The sequence below is a fragment of the Corynebacterium hansenii genome (assembly GCF_030408795.1).
GTDB lineage: Bacteria > Actinomycetota > Actinomycetes > Mycobacteriales > Mycobacteriaceae > Corynebacterium > Corynebacterium hansenii.
In genome coordinates this window covers 1,367,887-1,389,783 of sequence record NZ_CP047211.1, presented here as the reverse complement: position 1 = coordinate 1,389,783, position 21,897 = coordinate 1,367,887, and the positions used below count along the sequence as shown (strand labels likewise).

The 21,897-nt window shown below is 63.4% G+C and carries 10 protein-coding genes and 3 pseudogenes; 7 read left to right on the top strand and 6 right to left on the bottom strand.

What is annotated here, in order from left to right; translation table 11 throughout:
• The first annotated feature begins 183 nt into the window (after positions 1–183).
• Both CHAN_RS06115 and ahpD read left to right on the top strand, forming a co-directional pair.
• Complete coding sequence (locus CHAN_RS06115) at positions 184–780, top strand: peroxiredoxin (protein ID WP_048743856.1); 597 nt, start codon at positions 184–186, stop codon at positions 778–780.
• Between the two features lie 3 nt (positions 781–783).
• Positions 784–1,308, top strand: coding sequence for an alkylhydroperoxidase, AhpD family (gene ahpD / locus CHAN_RS06110; RefSeq protein WP_048743857.1), 525 nt, complete (start codon positions 784–786; stop codon positions 1,306–1,308).
• Positions 1,309–1,432: 124 nt separating this feature from the next.
• On the opposite strand, the gene CHAN_RS06105 is transcribed toward ahpD, so the two are convergent.
• The gene (locus tag CHAN_RS06105; RefSeq protein ID WP_290292905.1) at positions 1,433–2,746 is read right to left on the bottom strand and encodes an ABC transporter permease family protein; all 1,314 of its coding nucleotides are present in this window, start codon (positions 2,744–2,746) and stop codon (positions 1,433–1,435) included.
• Positions 2,747–2,837: 91 nt separating this feature from the next.
• Entirely contained in the window at positions 2,838–4,910 is a 2,073-nt protein-coding gene (locus CHAN_RS06100) for a neutral/alkaline non-lysosomal ceramidase N-terminal domain-containing protein (protein WP_290292903.1), read from the bottom strand.
• 362 nt (positions 4,911–5,272) lie between these two features.
• Here CHAN_RS06100 and CHAN_RS06095 point away from each other — a divergent pair, with 362 nt between their 5' ends.
• Entirely contained in the window at positions 5,273–6,679 is a 1,407-nt protein-coding gene (locus tag CHAN_RS06095) for a lipase family protein (RefSeq protein WP_435384057.1), read from the top strand.
• A gap of 74 nt (positions 6,680–6,753) precedes the next feature.
• Here CHAN_RS06095 and uriH read toward each other — a convergent pair whose 3' ends face one another.
• Complete coding sequence (uriH, locus tag CHAN_RS06090) at positions 6,754–7,728, bottom strand: uridine-preferring nucleoside hydrolase UriH (RefSeq protein ID WP_290292897.1); 975 nt, start codon at positions 7,726–7,728, stop codon at positions 6,754–6,756.
• Positions 7,729–7,877: 149 nt separating this feature from the next.
• Here uriH and CHAN_RS06085 point away from each other — a divergent pair.
• The 4 genes and pseudogenes from CHAN_RS06085 (at position 7,878) to CHAN_RS06070 (ending at position 18,852) form a co-directional block, all read left to right on the top strand.
• Positions 7,878–12,938: pseudogene (locus CHAN_RS06085) on the top strand (DEAD/DEAH box helicase).
• On the top strand, positions 12,935–14,638 hold the full coding sequence (locus tag CHAN_RS06080) for an ATP-binding protein (protein ID WP_290292894.1): 1,704 nt from the start codon (positions 12,935–12,937) through the stop codon (positions 14,636–14,638). The pseudogene CHAN_RS06085 and the gene CHAN_RS06080 overlap by 4 nt, the downstream one beginning before the upstream one ends.
• 64 nt (positions 14,639–14,702) lie before the next feature.
• Positions 14,703–15,581, top strand: a complete 879-nt coding sequence (locus CHAN_RS06075) for a PD-(D/E)XK motif protein (RefSeq protein ID WP_290292891.1) — start codon at positions 14,703–14,705, stop codon at positions 15,579–15,581.
• 7 nt (positions 15,582–15,588) lie between these two features.
• On the top strand, positions 15,589–18,852 hold the full coding sequence (locus tag CHAN_RS06070) for a Z1 domain-containing protein (RefSeq protein ID WP_290292887.1): 3,264 nt from the start codon (positions 15,589–15,591) through the stop codon (positions 18,850–18,852).
• 508 nt (positions 18,853–19,360) lie between these two features.
• Here the strand turns inward: CHAN_RS06070 and CHAN_RS06065 are convergent.
• The 3 genes and pseudogenes from CHAN_RS06065 to CHAN_RS13740 form a co-directional block, all read right to left on the bottom strand.
• A complete protein-coding gene (locus tag CHAN_RS06065; protein ID WP_290292885.1) occupies positions 19,361–20,293 on the bottom strand; it encodes a hypothetical protein in 933 nt (310 codons plus the stop codon).
• A 100-nt stretch (positions 20,294–20,393) separates the two neighbouring features.
• A pseudogene (locus CHAN_RS06060) lies at positions 20,394–21,488 on the bottom strand (Na+/H+ antiporter NhaC family protein); the annotation flags it as partial.
• Between the two features lie 141 nt (positions 21,489–21,629).
• Positions 21,630–21,797 (bottom strand): annotated as a pseudogene (locus CHAN_RS13740) (transporter permease); the annotation flags it as partial.
• Between the last annotated feature and the right edge of the window lie 100 nt (positions 21,798–21,897).

The following is a 21,897-nucleotide window of genomic DNA, read 5'->3' as shown; positions in this document are numbered from 1 at the left end:
GGGTTTCATAGGCATAATGGCTTTCGCACCGGTTGGAGCGATTGTTTGGCCAGGTGGCACCCGTCCCAGGGGGACACGTCATCTACCCCCATCGGGTACGCATTTGGGACCGATCGCCTTGCACGCCGTCTGCAACGTACGAATCACATTCGACACCGAAGCCGATCCCCTAGGAGGATTCACATGGCTCTGCTCACCGTTGGCGACCAGTTCCCCGAGTTCGATCTCACCGCCCTGAAGGGCGGCAACCTCCGCGAGGCCAACGCCGCCTCGCCCGACGACTACTTCGAGCAGGTCACCAACAACTCGTACGAGGGCAAGTGGAAGATCGTCTTCTTCTACCCGAAGGACTTCACCTTCGTCTGCCCGACCGAGATCGCCGCGTTCGGCAAGCTGAACGAGGAGTTCGAGGACCGCGACACCATCGTCCTCGGCGGTTCCGGCGACAACGAGTTCTCCCACTTCAACTGGCGCGCCACCCACGAGGAGCTCCTCGACGTGCCGTTCCCGATGTTCGCCGACGTGCGCCACGACCTGATGCGCGCCCTGGGCGTCGAGAACGCCGATGGCGTCGCCGACCGCGCCACCTTCATCATCGACCCGGATGGCGTCATCCAGTTCGTGTCCGTCACCCCGGACGCCGTCGGCCGCAACGTCGACGAGGTCCTCCGCGTTCTGGACGCCCTGCAGTCGGAGGAGGTCTGCGCCTGCAACTGGCAGAAGAACGACCCGACCAAGAACATCGACAAGATGGACGTCCTCAAGCAGGAGCTGAAGTAATACATGAGCATCGATAATCTGCGCTCCGGTCTGCCGGAATACGCCAAGGATCAGAAGCTGAACCTGGGCTCGCTGACCCGCTCGACGGAGCTCAACGAGCAGCAGCTGTGGGGCACCCTCCTGGCGTGCGCCGCCGCCACCCGCAACGACACCGTGTTCTCCGAGATTGCCGAGGAGGCCCGCGAGCACCTGTCGGACGAGGCGTTCGACGCCGCCGCCGGCGCCGCCACGGTGATGGCCATGAACAACGTGGCCTACCGCGCCAAGCACTGGCTGGGCGACGACTTCGCGAACGTCAAGATGGGTCTGCGGATGAACATCATCTCCAAGCCGGGCGTCGAGAAGGCCGACTTCGAACTGTGGGCCCTGGCCGTGTCCACCATCAACGGCTGCGAGTTCTGCGCCGTGGCGCACGACAAGACCGTCCGCGAGGAGGGTCTGACCAAGGAGCAGGTGTGGGAGGCCGTGAAGGTCGCGTCGGTCGTGCAGGCCGTCGCGCAGGCCGTCCAGATCGAGGGCGCGCGCTAAACGCACCGTCGTTTCGCGGCACCGCAAAAGGCCGCCGCACTCCCCCGGTTTTCCGGGAGGGTGCGGCGGCTTTTCGCTTTGCGACGCCCACGGCCCCGTGGAGGGGCGCGGAACGTCGGGGAGACTACGACACGATGGGCACCGGGCGGCGCCCGCCGATCAGCTGGCGGTAGATCTCCACGTAGGCGACGGTCTGGATCGGGATGGTGTATATGAGGCCGATGAAGCAGGCGAAGATGCCGACGAATCCGACCAGGGCGGCGAGGATCAACGAACCGAGCACGGGCCAGTACCGGTCCTTGACCAGGTTCCAGGCCACGCCGGGCGCCTCGAGCACCTTCGACCGTCCGTCCATCACCAGCAACGGAACCAGGCTCACGATCGGGAGGATCGCCAGACCGAAGACGAGGCTGAGAAGGTACGCGAAGAAGGTGAACAGGGCCGAGCCGCCGCCGGTGCCGTCGGCCGTGGAGCCGACGAGGAAACTCAGCAAGTAACCGGGAAGCTGCGCGACCAACGCGATGACGACGGTGAGGGCCGCCGCGCCCACCAGCGAACCCCATCGGTTGACCCGGAAGAAGGTGGCGAAGCCGGGCATGCGTCCGTCGATTTCCTCGAATGCGCCTCGGTTCGCGAACATCGAGATCACGAAACCGAGGGCCCCGAGCAACGCGTAACCCACGAGAAATCCGACCATCAGCACGCCGACACCGGTGCCCCAACGGGAGACTATGGAAGAGGGATCGGACGAGGCGCCATCGATGATGTTGACGGTCGTCATGGCGGTTCCGATGAAGAAAAAAGCGAACACCGTGTAGGCGGCGAGGAACACGGCGCCCGCAGCCGCCGAGAACCCGAGCCACGGGCCGATGTTCGCGTTGACGCGCCTGAAGGCGGTCGAGATCGGCTGGGTGACGTTGAATTGGGACGGGCCGGACATCACCGGCGACGTCGGCGGCAATTCACCGCCGGGCTGCGCCACACCGGGGCCGGGATCGCCGAAGGACTGCTGGCCCCACTGCCCCTCGCCCTGGTAAGCGCCGTAGGCCTGGTAGCCGGACTGGTCGTGGCCCTGGTACCCGGCGTGGCCGTAGCCCTGCTGGCCGTAGGCATCCTGGCCATATCCCTGCTGGGCGTAGCCCTGCTGGCCCTGCTGACCGTATGCGTTCTGGTCGTATCCTTGCTGGCCGTACCCCTGCTGGCCCTGCTGACCGTATGCGTTCTGGTCGTATCCCTGCTGGCCATACGCATCCTGGCCGTAGCCCTGCTGCCCGTAACCGGTCTGGCCGTGCCCCTGGGATCCGTAGGGATCCTGCCCCTGATTCCCGTTCTGGCCGTATCCGTGGCTTTGACCGTACGGATCCCGCCCATTGCCGTCGGCGGCGCCTTCGCCGCCGTTTGCGTTGCCGCCGTCGGGGCGGCCCTTGTCATCGGTCATGTGGACTCCATTCGTAGGTCAAACAGGTATCCCAGTGTAAATCTTCGGGGTATCGCCCGCAGGGCGGACCTTCCGGCGAGTCGTCCGCCGGTCATTCCACGGTGACCGGGGCTTCGCCCTCGAAGGGGCTCAGGTCGCCGCCGATGCCCCGGGCCGACCCCCGGTACCGGATGACGTAGTCGCCCGGCTCGGCCCCGGCTGTGTCCCAGGTGATGGTCGTGGTGGTCGACGCTCCATCGACGGCGAATTCGATCACGGTCGCCTCGTGCGAATCGTCGGCGATCCGGGTCCCGTCCTGCTTTTCGACGGACAGGAACCCCGATTCATGCCGAAGATCCGAATTCGGGTTGGCGCCGGCGAACGCGACGGCCACCGCCGTTCCCGCGGCGACCGGGCCGTCGGGGGCGGTCAGGACCTCGCCGAACCGCTTGCCGGCGGGGGCGACGTCGACCAGCGGGCTGCCCACGGGCGACGGCGGGATCTTCCCGGTCAGGTCACCTTCGGCGGCGCCCGCGTCGACGGGCACCCCGGAGGCCATCGCCGTGGCCAGGCCATCGAGGATCTGGGTGGCGGCGGGCAGCGTCAGGCGCCCGAAGATCGTGGCCCCGCCCTCGTAGTCCTGCTGGTCGTACTCTTCCGGGGTGGTCATGTAGTGGCCGTAGCCGGACACGTAACCCTGGACGATGACGACCTCCATGGGAACGTCGAGCGCTTCGGCGATGGCGCGGCGCATGCGCAGCCCGGCGACGACGGTCGGCTCGAACGCCAGCGATGCGATGACGATGCCGCCGATGCGGTGCAGGTGGAACAGGTGGGTCTGCTGCACCATGCCGGGGATGTAGCCGACGGGCAGCAGGTTCTCCTTGGCGCCGTGGATCGCCGATGCGGACGCGGGCACGGCGACCTTATTGACCTGCTGCACCCAGGGCGTGCCGCCGCGGGAGCCCTCGTTGAAGCCGAGCGCGGGTTCGCCACCGCCGTCCTCCTGCGAGGATGCCGCGAAGGCGGCGCCCAGGATCGCCGGGCCCGTCGTCCCCGGCTGGCCGTCCGGGGTGAACCGCCCCTCGATCTTGACGTCGCGCATGTCCACCCACCGGTGGCGGGAGTCGATGCCGCCGCCGGCCAACGCGATCGCGCGGCCCGCGACGCCGTCCAGCTGCCGCCGGCCGAGGATCCGCGCCGATTCGTATTCGTTGCCTGCGGCCGGGCCGGTGTTGGGCTCCAGGCCGTGGTTGGGGCTGACGTCGCCGGGCGTCGACATGGCGAAAGCCGCGACGTACGGCGCGTCGGCCGGGTTGGAATGGTCGACGCCGGCCTTGTGCTCGGCGAGCCAGGCGGCGTAGCCCTTGTTGTCGCCCGAGACGATCTTGTGCTCGGGCCCGAACGTCGTCGGGTGGATGCCGTACCAGTTGATCAGGCCGACCGCCCCGCCGTCGCGAAGCACGTGCAGGGTCACGGACTCGCGGTCCACCCCGTCGGGGAACACCGACTTGTCGGAGTCGGGGTTCCGGTCGAACGCGGCCTTGGAGCGGTTGACGCCGGCGTCGGCGACGGTCCCGCGGGTCAGGGCGATGCGGGAGGGCGCCATGTCGGCGTCGGCGCGCTCGATGGCCAGGACGATGCCGGCGACGGTCGCCTCGAACGTGATGGGCCGGAAGCCGACAGTGGTCAGGTCGACCATGAGGTGGCCGGAGGTGCCGCCCGGTGCGACGTGGGTGTGCGAGGCGCCGATGAGCACGTTGCCCTCGTGGTAGACGTCGCCGAAGCGGGCCCGCAGCCTGCGCAGCACCTCCAGCTGGATCGACTGGAACATCAGTCCCATGTCGGCGGTGACGTGCGCGACGCGGCCGCCCTTTCCGTCGTCGAAGACGAAGGCGCGCGCGAACTGCCGCTGCCGCAGGCCCGCCGCCTGCTGGGAGGGCACCGCGTAGCCGTTCATGCCGGCGCCGAGCGGCTCGCCGGTCATGTCCGCCATGCCGCGGCCGACGGTCATGGGCACGCTCGACGTCGCACCCGATCCCCCGTCGGCGGCCGGACGGGCATTGGCGGTCGCGGGCCCGCCCAGGTTCGCGGCCAGCGCCGCGCCCATCGCGGTCGCGGCGGCGGAGGCTCCGAGAAATGCCCGGCGCGGCATGGTCGGGATTCGGCGGATGGCGTCGTTCATGCGTGGTGTCCCCTTGAAGTTCGTTCGGCCGCAAATTCTCAGGTGAACCTTAATGTGACACCCCTCACTTGTGTGTAATTTCGCCGAAAATTCAGCGAATGGACCATATCGGGGTAGAGACTATTGCAAATATGAAATATTTTAGCCGGGTCAACGACGTTCGAGCGTCCGGAAGCGTCTCACGGCGCCATGCGGTCCCGACGTCCCCGACCACGCGCAGCCCGCACATCCGCCCTTCTCGACCAGGAGCAATCGTGTCTTCTTCCTCCCACCGCACCCGCCGCGCCGCCGTTGCGGCGGCACTGGCCGCCGCCATCGCCGGCGCTTCGCTCACGGCGGCGCCCGCGGCCCATGCTCAGCCGATGGCCGTCCCCCAGAGCCTGTCGCTTTCGGAGAGCGCCGCCGATTTCTCCGGCGCGAACGCGTTTTACATGCCGCCGGAGCAGATCCCGTCGACGCCGGGGTCGGTGATCCGATCCGAGCCCATGCAGCTGGCCATCACGCTTCCCAACACCGGCGCCCCGTGGCCCGGCAAGGCGAAGCGGTTCATGTACACGTCGACCACGCAGCACGGCGATCCCGTGGCCGTGACCGGCATGGAGTTCGAACCCATCGCCGAGTGGAAGGGCGAAGGGCCCCGCCCGACGGTGGTCATGGGTTCGGGCACCATCGGCCAGGGCGACCAGTGCGCCCCGTCGCGCCTCGCCCCCACCATGCTCGGCCTGGATCCGGCGCAACCGTCGATCGGCCTGAACTACGAGCTGTTGTTCGCCAACACCCTGTTGGCCGACGGCGTCCGCGTGGTCATGTCCGACTACATCGGTTTGGGCACCCCGGGCATGCACACGTACATGAATCGCCTGGATCAGGGGCATGCGCTTCTCGACGCCGCCCGCGCCATCCCGGAGCTCACCGGCGAGGCGAAGGCGCCCGTGGCGTTCTGGGGCTACTCCCAGGGCGGAGGTGCCGCGGCCTCCGCCGCCGAGTTGGCCGGCACGTACGCACCCGACGTCGACGTCCGCGGCACGTTCGCCGGTGCGCCGCCGGCGAATCTGGCGAAGGTCGCCGGCGCCGTGGAGAACACCCTCATCGTCGGCGTGCTGGGTTACACCATCAACGGCCTGCTCGAGCGGTACCCGGAGCACCGCGGGGAAGTCGATGAGCTGATGAACCCGATCGGCGACGCGGTGCTGACGACCACGGCGCGGCAGTGCCTGGCCGACAGCGCCATCTCGTTGGGCCCCATCGGCCCGACCGTCCCGAACGCCACGTCCCTGCTGACCACCGACGGATCGAGCCTCACGCAGGTCATCGAGACGAACCCGCGCCTGCGCGCGATGGTCGACGACCAGTACATCGGCACGATGGCGCCGAACGCGCCGGTGTTCGTGGCCAACAACGTCACCGACGACGTCATTCCCCACGACCAGGCCGAGGAGCTCGCCCGGCATTGGTCGGACCTCGGCGCGGACGTCGAGTTCCGCTCCATTCCGCTGCCGCCGGCGCTTCCGGGCAGCGTCCTCGGCCACGCCATCCCGATGTTCGAGGGCTTCGAAACCGCCAAGGACTGGATCATGGAGCGCTTCGGGGTGACCTCGACGACCGGCTCGGCGGGCAGCTCGGGTTCGGGGTCCGGCTCCGCGTCGTCGCCGTCGAACGTGTCCGCCGATGAGGTCGGCGGCACGGGCGGAGACGAGGCGGGGGCGGACGGCGCGGGCGAAACTCCGTCGAACCCCGCCGATGGGGTGGCCGACCGGCCGAGGCGCTAGTCGAACGGAGCCGAGGCTTCGCGACGGGGCCGGACAGCCGAGCCAAAGCGCACTGCCCTGGCTCCCGGGAGTCGTCAGCGGCCGGGCACCGCCCGGATCGCGGCCTCGACCATGTCCCAGAACTTCCCGTGGTCGAGCTTCACCGCCACCTGGGTTGTGCAATCCTCCGGGATCGGCGGCCGGAAGTCGGCCACGGTCATGCCCGTGGTCAGTGCGCCGCAGAGCTCGACGTCCAGCGGCACCTTTTGCGTGGACACCACCGCGGGGTCGATGAGGTACGCCACGGCGCACGGATCATGCACCGGCGGGTCGTCGAACCCCTGGTTCTCGCGGTACGCCTCGCGGAAGAACCCGATCAGGCCGACCACGAAGTCAGCGGTGTCGGAGCCGATGGCCTTGATCCGCTCCTCCACCTCGGGCGTCGCCAGCGCCTGGTGCGTGAGGTCCAGGCCGACCATGGTCAGCGGCCAACGCTCATTGAAGACGATGTGCGCGGCTTCGGGGTCGACGCAGATGTTGAATTCGGCGACGGCGGTCTTGTTGCCCTCGTGGTAGCCGCCGCCCATGAGCACCACTTCGGCGACGCGGTCAACGATGGCGGGTTCCTTGCGCGCGGCCATGGCGATGTTCGTCAGCGGCCCCGTGGGCACCAGCGTCACCGTCCCGGGCGGCTCGGACATGATCGTGTCGATGATGAAGTCGACCGCATGGACGTCGTCAAGCGGCACCGTCGGCTCGGGCAGGGCGTAACCGTGCACGTCCATGCCGGAGTCCCCGTGGACCTCCGCGGCGACGACGCCCTCGCGGACGAGGGGGCGCGTGCAGCCGGCGTAGACGGGAACGTCGGCGATTCCGGCGATGGTCAGGACGGTGCGGGCGTTGCGGGTGACCTTTTCGAGCGTCTGGTTGCCGCCGATGGTCGTGATCCCCTTCAGGTCGATCGCCGGGTCGCCGGCGGCCAGGAGGATGGCCACGGCGTCGTCGTGGCCGGGATCGCAGTCGAGGATGATCGTTCGGGGTCGGCGGTCGGGCGCGTTGCTGGCGGACATGGCGGCTCCTTCGGGGCGTTCGGACCTTCCCCACCAGCATTGCCCCGCCCGCCCGGCGCGTCAACGGTCGCCGAAGCTGTATTGGGCCCGCCGCACGCACGGACACCCCATGACGTTGACGGCAAGCGTGTTTGGGCATGATAGATGTCATGTCGACGGTCAATGATGTGTTGTCTGCCCTCCGCCAGTTTCCGACGAATTCGGAGCGCGGGACGGCATTCGAGAAGTTGATGGTGCGGTATTTCCAGGTGCACCCGATTCTCAGCCAGGAGTACGACACCGTGTGCCGGTGGGCGGACTGGGACTACCGCGACAACCGCTCTGATGCCGGCATCGACCTGGTCGCACGAAATCGAGACACCCGGACATGGACGGCAATCCAGTGCAAGTTTTACGAGCCGACGCATTATTTGTCCAAGCGGGACTTGGACAGCTTTTTCACGGAATCGGGCCGCGGTTTCCGAACTCCCTAAGGCATCGAGCACTTCACCAACCGGATCATCGTGTCGACGACAGACCGCTGGGGCAAAAACGCCGAAGCGTCTCTTGCGGAGCAGGCGATTCCGGTGCAGCGATTTGGGCTCGCCGACATCGCGGATGCCCCTCTCGACTGGGACATCGTCTACCCAGGTTCGGATATCGAACCGCGTTTTGAGTTGGCGAAGCGGAAGATATTCACGCCGCAACCGCACCAGCAAGAGGCGATCGACCGCACCATCGAGGGCTTCGTCGCCCATGACCGCGGCAAGCTGATCATGGCGTGCGGCACCGGCAAGACCTTTACCGCGCTGAAACTCGCCGAGCAGTTCGCCGAAGCAAACGTCACCCCGATCGGCACGCCCGGCCGCGTGCGCGTGCTTTTTTGCGTGCCATCGATTTCTTTGCTGAGCCAGACCCTGCGTGAGTGGACGGCCAATGCCGTGCTCGATCTGTGGCCGTTTGCGGTGTGCTCCGATACGAAGGTGTCGCGTGCAGCCGAGGACATTTCGGCCTACGACCTGGAGATCCCGGTGACGACCGATGGCAAGAAGCTCGCCGACAAGATGAGCGAGGGCGGCAAACGCGCAGCTGGCCTGCAGGTCGTCTTCAGCACCTACCAGTCGCTGCCGACTGTCCATGCGGCGCAGAAATGTGGTGCGCCTGCATTCGACTTGGTCATCTGCGACGAAGCGCACCGCACGACGGGCATCACGATGGCCGGCGAGGACCCCAGCCACTTCACCCGTGTGCATGACGAAACATATATCCAAGCCGCCAAGCGCCTGTACATGACCGCCACCCCCCGGCTTTTCGACGACAAAGTAAAGGACAAGGCGGCGGAGTTTTCCGCGGAGGTCTCCTCGATGGACGATGAAGCCATATTTGGCCCGGAGTTTCATCGCTTGGGGTTCGGCGAGGCCGTGGAGAAGGGCCTGCTGACCGACTACAAAGTTTTGGTTCTGGCCGTCGACGAGGACGTCGCGGCGGAGACCACCCAACGAAGCCTCCGGGATTCCGACGGCATGTTGACCTTGGATAACACCTCCAAGATCATCGGCTGTTGGAATGGGCTGGCCAAGCGGTCGGGACGGGATCAGGACGGCACGGAAAGTTTCGAGTCCACCGAGGTACCGATGAAACGGGCGGTGGCGTTTGCCCGGGACATCAAGAGCTCGGAGCATTTCACCGAGGCTTTCCCCTTCGTCACCGAGAACTTCGCCGAATCCCTGCGGGAGAAGGCTTCACAAAACGAGGACCTGAGCACCCGTAACCTGGATCTGCGCGTGTCCGCCCAGCATGTCGACGGCGGCATGAATGCGCTGACCCGCGGCGAAAAGCTGGCGTGGTTGAAGGCGCCGGTTCCGGAAAACGAGTGCCGCATACTGACCAACGCACGTTGTCTGTCGGAGGGCGTCGATGTACCGGCTCTTGATGCCGTGTTGTTCCTCAATCCGCGCAACAGCGTCGTCGACGTGGTGCAGTCGGTTGGCCGGGTGATGAGGAAGTCGGCGGATAAGCAGTACGGCTACATCATTTTGCCAGTGGGCGTTCCCGCCGGAGTCAAGCCGTCCCACGCGCTGTCTGACAATCGCCGCTTCAAGGTGGTCTGGCAGGTGCTAAATGCTTTGCGCGCTCACGACGACCGGTTTAATGCGATGGTCAATTCCGCGGCGCTCAATGCGAAGCAGCCCCCCGGAAAAGCCGCGGACGGCACGGCAGCCGGGGTTTTGGGCACGCAGCCGTTCGACTCGAACGCGGAGCTGAAGAAGAAGCTCGAAGTCGACTTCGTCGGCACCGGCGACGGATCGGAGACCGAGTCGCAGCGGGAACGCGCCGAGCGCGGCTTCCAGGCGGCCCTGTTTTCCCTGGAGGAATGGCAGGAGGCCATTTACACCCGGATCGTGGAAAAGGTCGGCGACCGCACGTATTGGGAAGACTGGGCCGATGATGTCGCCGACATTGCCGCGGCGCAGATCGCGCGAATCAGGGTGCTGTTGGACGCTGCTGATGAGCACGTGCGAGCCGAGTTCGATCGTTTCGTCGACGGGCTTCGGCGAAACCTGAACGACTCCATTTCACCGGATGATGCGATCAGCATGCTGTCGCAGCACCTGATTACGGCACCGGTGTTTGATGCCCTGTTCGCAGAGCATGACTTCGCCTTGCACAACCCGGTGTCCCGGGTGATGCAGCGCATGGTCAATGCGCTCGATGACAGCGAGCTGGATGCCGAAACCCACAAGCTGGAGAAGTTCTACCGCTCCGTACGCGTGCGCGCCGCGGCGGTCACCAGCGCGGCGGGCAAGCAAGACGTGATTAAAGAGCTGTACGAGCGGTTCTTCCGCAAGGCCTTCCGCAAACAGTCGGAGGCCCTTGGCATCGTGTACACGCCGGTGGAAATCGTCGACTTCATCCTCCGGGCCGCCGACGACGTATCGAAGGCGCACTTCGGCCGAGGTCTGACGGACGAGGGCGTGCATATCCTCGACCCATTCACCGGAACCGGCACGTTCATGGTGCGTCTCCTGCAGTCCGGCCTAATTAAGCCGGAGGACTTGGCGCGCAAGTACGCCGGCGAACTCCACGCGACGGAGATCATGCTGCTTGCCTATTACGTCGCCGCAGTCAATATCGAGACGACATTCCACGCGCTGGAATCCGAGCGCGCGACTCGCGAGGAACGCGAAGCACCGGAGTATCAGCCGTTCGTCGGCATCGCCCTGGCGGATACCTTCCAGGTGTACGAGGACGACGACGAGCTCGACCTGGAGATCTTCACCAACAACAATGAACGAATCGAAAAACAAAAGAAGGCTCCGATTCACGTCATCATCGGTAACCCACCGTATTCGGTGGGCCAGACCAGTGCGAACGACCTCAATGCCAATGTGAAGTACCCGACCCTGGATCGCCGGATCGAGGAAACCTACGCCGCGAAGTCGACCGCCACGAACAAGAACAGCCTGTACGACTCGTATTTCCGAGCCTTCCGTTGGGCCACTGACCAAGTGATCGACGACGGCATCGTCGCGTTCGTGTCCAACGGCGGCTGGATCGACGGTAACAGCGGCGATGGCGTCCGGCTGAGCTTCGCCGAGGACTTCTCGCACCTGTACGTCTACAACCTGCGCGGCAATCAACGCACAGCCGGAGAACAGTCCCGCCAGGAGGGCGGCAAGGTCTTCGGCAGCGGCAGCAGGGCCACCGTGGCCATCACCATCGGAGTCAAACGGCCTGAAGGCGACAGCTCCCCCTGCACGATCCACTACCGTGACATCGGCGACTACCTGACCACCAAGGACAAGCTACGCATCGTCAACGCCTCGACCATTGGCAACGTCGAGTGGCAGTCGATCACCCCGAACACCCACGGTGACTGGGTGAATCAGCGCAGCGAGGAGTTCGAGACCTGGCCACGACTGGGCGAAAAGAAGGAAGCCCAGGCGGTCTCCTTCTTCACCAACTACTCTCGTGGGCTTTCAACCGCCAGAGACGCATGGTGTTACGCGCCGACGAGCTCGCAGATTGTCGACAATATGACGCGCCTAATCGAAACGTACACCCAGGCCCAGGTTGCATTTCAGGAATGGGCGGAGTCTCCTGGCGACTCAACACTGAAGGAATCCGACGTCAACGAATTCCTGCGGACATATCCCAAGTTCGCCGACACGACGAAGATCTCGTGGAACCGCAGCCTGAAAACGTCGCTTGCACGGAACCATGCCATTGACTTCGACGGTGGCCGAATGGTGCGGTCGCTTTACCGTCCATTCACCGGCTTGGCAGTTTACTTTGACCGCCAGCTCAATGACATGGTTTATCAGCTGCCGTCGATGTTCCCCACGCCGAAGCATGACAACGTCGGCTTCTATCAAGTCGGCAGTGGTTCTGCCGTCCCCTTCTCTGTGATCGCAACCAATATGCTTCCCAACCTCCATGTGACGGGAGCCGGCTCAGGCGGCCAGTTCTTCCCCCGCTGGATATGGGAACCGGTCGAAGCTCCCGAAGGTGAGCTGAATCTGGGGTCGTCGAGCGACGCGTGGGACGGGACGCCGGGTACGGCCGGCGAGGTCATCGACGGTTACCGCAGGGTGGACAACATCACTGATGACATCCACCACATCTACCGGGATGCTCTTGGCGAGGATGTGACGAAGGACGACATCTTCTACTTCGTCTACGGCCAGCTCCACGCCCCCGACTACTGCGAGCAGTACGCTCCCGACTTGAAGAAGATGCTGCCGCACATCGAAACGCCGCAATCACGTGCTCGCTTCGATCAGTTTTCCGCCGCCGGACGAGAGCTAATCGAGCTGCATATCAACTATGAAAAGGTCGAACCGTATCCACTTCAGGTCGTCGTCAAGCAAAATGCTGACCCCGACGACCGGGAGACCTGGCGCGTAACCAAGCTCAGGTGGAAGCGCACGCGCAACCCCGACACGAAAAGGCTTGAAGATGACCGGACCGAAATCATCTACAACTCCAAGGTCACCATCAGCGGTATCCCGGCGAGGGCCGACGAATACATGCTCGGCGCACGCTCCGCGCTGGCATGGATCATCGACCGCTACCAGGTGAAAAAGGATAAGGCGTCGGGCATCGTCAACGACCCCAACGACTGGTGCGACGAAGTCGGCAACCCGCAGTACATCGTTGACCTCATCGGGAAGGTCACTCGCGTGGCCGTCGACACCGTTCGAATCGTGGAAGGACTCCGTCAGAAGTGACCCTGCCTGAGCCCACCGAGGGCATCGTTGACTACATCAACGTCCCACCCTCCGAGAACATCCACTCGGCGCTGTCCAGCAACCACGACATCTACACCGGCCTCGACGAACTCATCGACAACAGCATCGACGCCGGCGCCGACCGCATCGCCATCGTGTTCCACACCGACAACAGACGTGTCGTCGGCATCACCGTCCACGACAACGGCGTCGGCATCTCCCCCGAACACATCAACGAAATGATGCGCATCGGCGCCCACGTCCCCCGGAGCGGCGAAACAATCGGCCGCTACGGTGTCGGCTTCAAGGAAGCTTCCCTCTCCAACGCCTATTCGGCCACGGTCGTCAGCACCGACGAGAACGGCGCGACGTCCGGGCGCGTAATGATGCGCAACAGCTTCAACGTCGGCATCCTCAGCGACGAAGCAGCCGAGGAGGTGGCGACTGTACGCGAGGAACTGCTCGACGCCCCCACTGGTACAAGCATTCTCTGGGACAAGCTGTTGCACGTCTACACGGGCGAAGACCATGAGAAGGCCGCGGGCTTCTTGAGCCGGTTGACGGCCAAGACGCGTGTGCACCTCGGCATTCGGTACCACCGGTTCCTCGAATCAAAGAAGTTGCGCATCGCTACATTCACTCACGCCCGCGGGGCCGCAGCCCCGAACCTGACGTTGTCGCCCGAGCCCTTCAATCCCTTCGGATACAAGCGGCCCGGCGTCCCCGGATATCCCCGAACCTTGGTGCCGGCAGATGACCCGAATGGACCAATGCTGCGCGTCCACATCTGGCCTCCGTCAAAATCCAAGGACTTCGAACTCGGACAATCCGACGACTTCGGACATCAGGGCTTCTTCGTCTACGACCGCGATCGCCTGATCACCATCGGAGGGTGGATCCGTACCAGGACCAACAGTCGTTCCCAGAAACTTATCCGCATCGAACTCGATGATCCACGGATGATCGAGAACTACCTCACGATCAGCGCTCAAAAGGGATCCGTCCTTCCGAAGGAACCCTTCCACAAATACCTGGATACCCTCCGTGACCCCGACGATCCTTCCGTCACCCTCGAAACATGCATCGCCGATGGCATCGACGCGCAAAAGGCGGCCAACCGGCGCACCAATAAGCGGCATCCGTTGGTGGAACCGGGCAAAGGCTTCGAACGTGACCTGCGAAAAGTAATTCGCGAAGAAGTCACTTTCAAGAACCGACCGGCCATGGACATCCGCTGGGGGCATATCGACGACGATAACTTCTTCGACTTCGATCTGCCCGACAGCTGCCTCACACTGAACAATCAGTACCGGATCTTGTTCAGTCCCGACCGGGGAAGGCTGAACGACGCACCACTGGTCAAAGCCCTTTTGTACCACCTTTTCAATAGTGCGTTCGATAGCGAACGAGTGGGGTCCAGGACGGCGGATAACCTTGAATTGTGGCAGGCCACATTGACCACCGCGGCACAGCTCGAACTCGAAGCCCTCCGAGCCAGGGAAACGGAGGCCGACGCCGCTGAACAAGAGGCGGCGGCCGAACACGATTCGGCTATGCGCACAAACCCAACAGCGACCGAAAAACCCGAACACTCCGCCAAGCGCAGAAGAGGCAGGCATCACCGAGATGAAAACACACCCCCATGGGACGAACTACTTTCCCGCTTCAGTAATCGTCGACACCTGGAAAAGGGGCGATAACGTCACATTTTCTCTCCAGGGATCTCACAATTTCGTCCTCGAGCTCTTCCCCACCGTCAAGCAAATGAATCTGGTGCTGCGGCAGCACCAACTTGACGGAGCAATTGACACAGGCCTGCGGCATGTCAACGTCTCCCGTCGCCTGACCGGCCTAACCGCCGACGATTCGGCCACCGTAATAACGGTGAACGTGGACGTGTCCACCGTCGAGGCCGGCTACTTCTTCCTGCGCAGCGTGGCGGAACAGATTCAAGAGCAGTCCGTAGAACCGTCCGCGGCAATCTACCAGTCGATACGAGCCTTCAAGTCGCTGCTGCTCGGCAGCTCCATGGGATCAACCGGTAACGAGTTGGGCCTGGTCGGCGAAATCCTGCTCCTGCGAGCACTCGTCGACCGGGGCATCGCGACGTTTGATCAAGCCGTCGAGGCGTGGCTGGGCCCACACAAGGAGGAACACGATTTTGCTTTCGGTGCCGGCGACATCGAAGTGAAGACCACCGCAAAGGAAAGCCGCCGCCACCTCATCTCTTCCATCACCCAACTCGTGGCAACCGAAGGCAAGGCACTGGCATTAGCCTCCGTGCAGCTCACCCGCACCAGTGAGGCCGGCGAAACACTCAAGGAAATCATCAACGAACTGCGAGCCTCCCTTGGCAGCGATGAGGCACTCAGGACACTGCAAAGCCGACTCCAGCTCGCCGGTGTCGTGCCTGAAAACGAACACACGTACACCACCCGTTGGACGCCCCGGAATCCAATCGAGTTCTACAAAGTCGACGGGAAGTTCCCCCGTCTGAGCACCGACGACTTCGCGCCGATGCATGACCGCATCGACTCCGTGCAATACGTCATTCGAACCGATGGGTACCCGACCCTAACCGACGACGAACTCCGTGCGCTGATTATTGGCACCAATCTCATTACCGACGCAGAGGAAATGTAGCTGACACATGACAAACCAAGGATTGACCACGTCAACTTTTACCGACCTGCGAGAAGCAATCGATACCGTATTGCAAACGCGGCGCATTGTGCTGACCATTACCCTCTTCGACAATATTAATCTTCAGCTTGACGAGGATTACAGCTTCAAAGACTTGCAGAATTACGTGAAATGCGGAACTGATGCAGATATCGCGCCATTGATCAGCTTCATCATGGCCGCTGAGGCTGCCGATGGCGCCGCGATTAAGCCGAAAACCGACACTGAACCTGGAACGCACGACCGCCGTGAATGGATTATCAAACGGCTTGGGCTCACAGACCTCACGGAAGACCTTGCAACCCGTCTGCCCGTCAAGGAGCGGACCACGGTCATCGACAAGGACTTCGTCGATTGGTACAAGGGCGAGCGGCGCACCGCCAACGCAAACTACTGGACCATCTACGAGGAGGTGCTCAAGGGCAAGGGTTGGGGAGCCGATTCCATCACTACCGTGGGAAACCAGGCAACGGAGGTGATTCGGCGCCTCGACGATCCCCTCGGGCCGCCACGTGGTGGAAAACGTGGACTCGTCGTCGGCTACGTTCAGAGCGGCAAAACCGCGAACTTCACTGCGGTGATCGCAAAGGCAATTGACGCCGGCTATCGCTTTGTCGTCGTCCTGGCCGGCACTCTGGATATCCTGCGTACCCAAACTCAGCGCCGTCTGGACATGGAGCTGTTCGGCAAAGAAGCGATCCTCGACGGCCGCAACGAAGAAGACCTTACTGCCTTCGACTTAAAAGCCGAGTCATACTTTGACGATGACAGCGATTGGGACCTTGATTGGGACACCGAGCGCAGGGGATTCGTCAAGCACGGCGGAGCGTTGGGCTCTGCTGGTTACCCGAAGATTCGCCGTTTGACGACATCGCACCAAGACTACGTCGGCAGCACCGGCGCCTCCAACCTAGATGTAGTGCTGCACAACCGCGCACTTCCCTTCAACAACCCGGACAATTTGCTGCATAGCCGCACCTATGTGGCAGTGGTCAAGAAGAACTCCAAGGTACTGGGTAAGTTGAATTCAGACCTGAAGCGATTGGATCCGACCATCGTTCAGGATCTGTCGGTGTTGATCATCGACGATGAATCCGACCAGGCATCGATTAACACCATCAAACCGAAGAAGTCCTCCAAGGAGGAGGTCGAACGCACGGCAGTCAACCGGCAGATCATCGACCTGCTCAAGTTCTTTCCCCGGTCCCAATATGTGGGCTACACGGCCACTCCCTTTGCGAATGTCTTCGTTAATCCGGATGATCCCGAAGACCTGTATCCACGTGACTTTGCACTGATGCTGTCTGAGCCGCCCGCATACCGAGGGGCGGCTTGGTTCCATGACCGCCACGAACGTTTCGAAGATGATCCTGAACCGACCGTCGAAAATTCCCGCAGCATGGCATTCATCCGGGATATCGCGGAGTCTCCGACCTCAAGCAACGACGAGCCAGATCCGGTCTTCGAAGAAGTGAGACGCGAAGAAATCCAGGAAGCCCTGGACATGTTCGTGCTCACGGGTGCCGTGAAGAAATACCGCGAGAAGAACTCGTCCCTGCGTTTCGCCCACCACACGATGTTGATTCACGAGGCCGTCGACACTGCGACCCACGAAGAAGCATGGGCGCTTTTGAAAACCTTGTGGGAACAGTCCAATTACGCCGAAGGCGGCCGCGACAAAGAACTTCGCGAACTTTTCGACAAGAATCTTAAGCCGGTGATGGACGTCAAAAAATACGCTGACGGTGCTCCGGTGCCGGCGACTTTCGAGGACCTGAAGCCCGACGTATTCACCAACCACATCACCGAAGCGGTACAGATGATGATGGGTTACTCGTCCGAGCCGCCAATTCTCCAGGTCAATTCTGTCGGGGGCGATGAAGTCGACTTCGAGCGATCATCGGTGTGGAAGGTGCTCGTCGGCGGCACCAAGCTTTCCCGCGGCTACACGGTGGAAGGCCTGACGGTTAGCTATTTCCGTCGCCGTGCGGGCAGTGCAGACACGCTCATGCAAACCGGACGCTGGTTCGGTTTCCGCAAGGGCTACCAAGATCTGGTTCGCCTCTACGCGCCGCCGACGCTGGTTGATATGTTCGAGGCCTCAATGGCCGATGAGAACCACTTCCGCACCATGCTGAAGGCGTACGCGCAGCTGGACAAGGATGGCCGAGCCGAGGTCACCCCGCGCGACCTGCCGATCCTGGTTCGCCAATCTCTGCCGGACCTCAGCCCAACCAGTGCGAACAAGATGTTCAATGCCTACATCAAGTCAACCGCGTCCGCCCCGAACATCACTGATTTCAACCAGGTTCCGGCAAAGGATGCGATCGACCACAAACGGGCGAACATCGAGAACTTCGCAATTCCGTTGATTTCCGGGATGAAGAACGAAACCCATGATCTTGCTTTTGTCCGCTATGAAAACTCCCGGGCCGGCGACGGAATAAAGGTTACAGCGGGCTATACCCCTTCATATACCGCAGTCGTTAGCTCCCGAGAGCTCGTCGATCGCCTGGAACAGGCGTATTGGTACGACGATGAAGATGACGAACGAGGAAACTACTACAACAACGTAGTGGCCCCGCGACTTCAGTATCTGAAGGATCTGATGGGCCTCGACCCCGACGGTGACGGTCCGGATTCTCGATTCACGGAAACAGCGGTAATCGTTGCCAATCCCAAGTCGAAGTCAACTCCAGGCATTGATCTGCCCGGTGTAAAGTTCAGGGTTCCAATCCTCCGTCGTGCCCGCCGCACGGGCACGGGACGCAATGACATCATCGGTTCAGATCGCAAGCATAGCTACGCCCTGGAAAGCGTCGCCGCTGGATTACCAGCCACCTACCCACGGAACGAAGATTGGGGTCATCTGTCAGACAAGAAGCGCCGAGAGTTTGACACGCACCCGACGTCATTCCGGGTTGATCCCACTGCCGAGCCGTTCGAACTCGACAGCGCTGCCAGGCACACCCGCGGAGCGATCCTGTTGACGTTTTTCGACGACCGGGAAGAGGATGACGTTGCCGAAATGTATCGCAAGCACGGCAGGATCCGTTGGTCTCCTCCGGATTTCAGAAAGGGTGAAGTTGGCGTGCAGATCTCGTTGAATTCGCCGCACGCTCCAATCTCCGCCCAAGGCCACGATGCGATCGTGTGGGGAGTCCACGTCCCGGCGAAGCGCGACAAGCCCACCGTGTCAAAGGCCGAAGTCAAGGCTGAGGCCTCGTCCTGAAACTAGGTTTGCCCCCGTAACCGATTGTGTCATCGGCAATCGGGGGTGTCCTCGACACTCTCGTTGAGAATCTCGTTTACGGCCCCCACCACCCACCCGCCATTTCCGAATCATGGAAACCACCCTGAGCCGAGCCCACGCGACAGAAGGCCAGCTCGGTGGGGTTCGAGAGAGCTCGTCGCGGTTAGCGACCTGACCGGCGCAGGCTCCCAGGTCAACTTTAGCCCTAACCTCAGTGATCAGACCCGCGCCGGGAGTCTCAGCTGCCCCCTACCTGAGTGGAAAGCGAAAACGACGACCGCACCACACGTAAGGGTTTTCGAACTGCGCGATCCGAAAAGAGGCGCTAACCCCGAACATCAACCGCTCGATCCACACCGGCACCACAGGTGATTTCAAACCCATACCGCTGGTACGCGATGGGGTTTTGGATGACACACGTCCAGTCTCCGATGGTGCGCATGTTGGAATTTGTCGAAGGGTCACTTCCCAAGAGTGTCACCTGACCTCACATCCCGCCGGGGCCCTTCACCTTGCTCTCCAACGCGCCGGTGCTCGCGGACGAGGCCTCGCCAACGGAACCGGCGCCGCCGGGGACCACCGGGCTGTTCGGAGTCTTCCCGTCCTTGAACACGACCTTCGTTCCGCCCGCCTCACACGCGAAATCGGCCCCGCCCAGTGCCGTGCGACTGAAGCCATGCGCGTTGATGCGCCGACCGAACTTCAGCGTCTTCATTCCCCTCCGATCAATCGGATGCAGGTCCGTCGTGAGCCCGGCATCGCCCGCGAGAGTCATTTCGAACAGCGAGACCGGCACGTGGTTTTGCGGGTCACGGGGAGGCGAGGAAAGCTCGACGTAGCATCCGACGCCGCTCAGCGGGGAGCTTTCGGGAGCGATCACGCACGCCGTTTTGCCATCCTCGAGCAAGAACGCATACCCGCCATCGCCGTACTTGTACTGGTCGGGGCGCACTTCTTTCGCCCGACCATCGGCCGCCTTTTCGGCGGTCGAGGCCGCCGGCTTCTTCTCGAGACCACCGGTCTTCCCGGCATCTCCGGTCTCGATCGAGCGGTCCGCGCCGGTGACGCTGAACCACGCACCCTCGTCCCGGCACTTCAAGGTCGAGTCATCGACCATGCCGCAAGTGACGGATCCGAACGAGACCTTCTGGCCGGCGACCAGTTCCTTTTCCGGCGGGATGCCGCCGGTGAAGTCGTAGTTGACGAATTCGACCGCACCCCCGGTCAACTCGATGCCATTCGGTCGCCCCGGCAGGGACTTCGTCGCATCCGGAGCCGACGCATCGGGCTTGCCCAAGCACGAAACCTTGCCGTCCTCCGCCAGGCAGAGGCCGACGACGTTGCCGCCGGTTCGGAAATCAAAGGCGTGGATGTCCGAACGCGGCCGCAAGTCGAATTCGCCGGCATCGACCTCGGTCAACCCATCGAACTCGTCGACCTGCGCCGCCAGTTGCCCCGATCCGGACGGAGCCCGGGCCCAAGCGCCGTCGCAAAGCAGGCGGTGACGCCGGGAACGGAACCTACAGAACCATCGCGGCGATCCAGCCTGCCGCGAGCAGCGGCAGGTTGAAGTGCAGGAACGTCGGGATCACGGAATCGCGGATGTGATCGTGCTGGCCGTCGGCGTTGAGGCCCGACGTCGGACCCAGCGTGGAGTCCGACGCCGGCGAACCGGCGTCGCCCAGCGCGCCGGCCGTGCCGATGATGGCCACCGTCGCCAGCGGCGAGAAGCCCATCGCCGTGCACAGCGGCACGTAGATGGCGGTGATGATCGGCAGCGTGGAGAACGACGAGCCGATGCCCATGGTGACGATGAGCCCGACGATGAGCATCGCGATCGCCGCCGCGGCCTTCGATCCCGCGAACATGTCGGCCGACGCCTCGACCAGCGGCTGCACGTCGCCGGTCTTGGTCATCACGGCGGCGAAGCCCTGCGCGGAGATCATGATGAAGCCGATCAGCGCCATCATCTTCATGCCCGCGGTGAAGACGTCGTCGGCCTGGCGCCACTTCACGCCGCCGGTGACCATGAACACCGCCAGGCCGGCCACCGCGCCCATCAGCAGGGACTCCGCCTCGAAGTCGGTGGACTGCATCCACACCTGGATGGCGAACGTGACGAAGATGGCCGCCAGGGCGATGTAGATCTTGCGCTTCTCGATGCTCCCCGACGCCACCGCCGCGATGCTGCCGACCGCCGCGGAATCGCCCGCCGCATCCGGGTCGCCCGCGCCCGACTTGCGCGGCGCCCCCGTCCCGGTCGCCTCGGCCATCTCGACGTCCGCGTACTCGCGCGGCTTGCGGTAGGTGACGAACACCGCCACCAGCAGGCCCGCGAACATGCCGGCCGCCGGGATGCCCATCGCCTGCAGGATGTTGATGCCGCGGGTGTCCAGGCCCGCGTTGCCGATGTTCGCCAGCAGGATGTCGTTGAGGAAGATCGAGCCGAAGCCCAGCGGGATGAACATGTAGGTGGTCACCAGGCCGAACGTCAGCGCGCACGCGGCGGCGCGGCGGTCGATGCGCAGCTTGTTCATCACGTACAGCAGCGGCGGCACGATCAGCGGGATGAACGCGATGTGCACCGGGATGAGGTTCTGCGACAGCACCGCCATCAGCGTGAAGCCCGCGAGCAGCGACCACTTGACCACGCCCACCGCCCGGCTGTTTTCCGAGGGATCCTTGCCCGTGACCGCGCCGATGATCTTGTTGGCCAGCAACTGCGGCAGCCCCGACTGGGCGACGGCCATGGCGAAGGCGCCGAGCAGCGCGTAGCTCAGCGCGATGCGCGCGCCGCCGGAGAGCCCTTCCTGGAACGCCACGAGCGTCCCGTCGAAGCCGAGACCGCCGAGCAGACCGCCGACGAGTGCGCCGATGAACAGCGCGAGGACGACATGGACCCGCGATACCGCGAGGACGAGCATCACCAGAACGGCGATCAAGACGGAATTCATGAGAAAAACCTTAGTGAACGCCCACGCCATTGCCGCATCGAACGGCGCAGCGTGCCAGTGATATCCCCGA

Excerpts from the sequence above, each read along its gene's own strand:
- CHAN_RS06095 (WP_435384057.1), top strand. The coding sequence starts at position 5,273 with ATGGCCGTCCCCCAGAGCCTGTCGCTTTCGGAGAGCGCCGCCGATTTC.
- CHAN_RS06075 (WP_290292891.1), top strand. The coding sequence starts at position 14,703 with ATGAATCTGGTGCTGCGGCAGCACCAACTTGACGGAGCAATTGACACA.
- CHAN_RS06105 (WP_290292905.1), bottom strand. The coding sequence starts at position 2,746 with ATGACCGATGACAAGGGCCGCCCCGACGGCGGCAACGCAAACGGCGGC.
- ahpD (WP_048743857.1), top strand. The coding sequence starts at position 784 with ATGAGCATCGATAATCTGCGCTCCGGTCTGCCGGAATACGCCAAGGAT.
- uriH (WP_290292897.1), bottom strand. The coding sequence starts at position 7,728 with ATGTCCGCCAGCAACGCGCCCGACCGCCGACCCCGAACGATCATCCTC.
- CHAN_RS06070 (WP_290292887.1), top strand. The coding sequence starts at position 15,589 with ATGACAAACCAAGGATTGACCACGTCAACTTTTACCGACCTGCGAGAA.
- CHAN_RS06115 (WP_048743856.1), top strand. The coding sequence starts at position 184 with ATGGCTCTGCTCACCGTTGGCGACCAGTTCCCCGAGTTCGATCTCACC.
- CHAN_RS06100 (WP_290292903.1), bottom strand. The coding sequence starts at position 4,910 with ATGAACGACGCCATCCGCCGAATCCCGACCATGCCGCGCCGGGCATTT.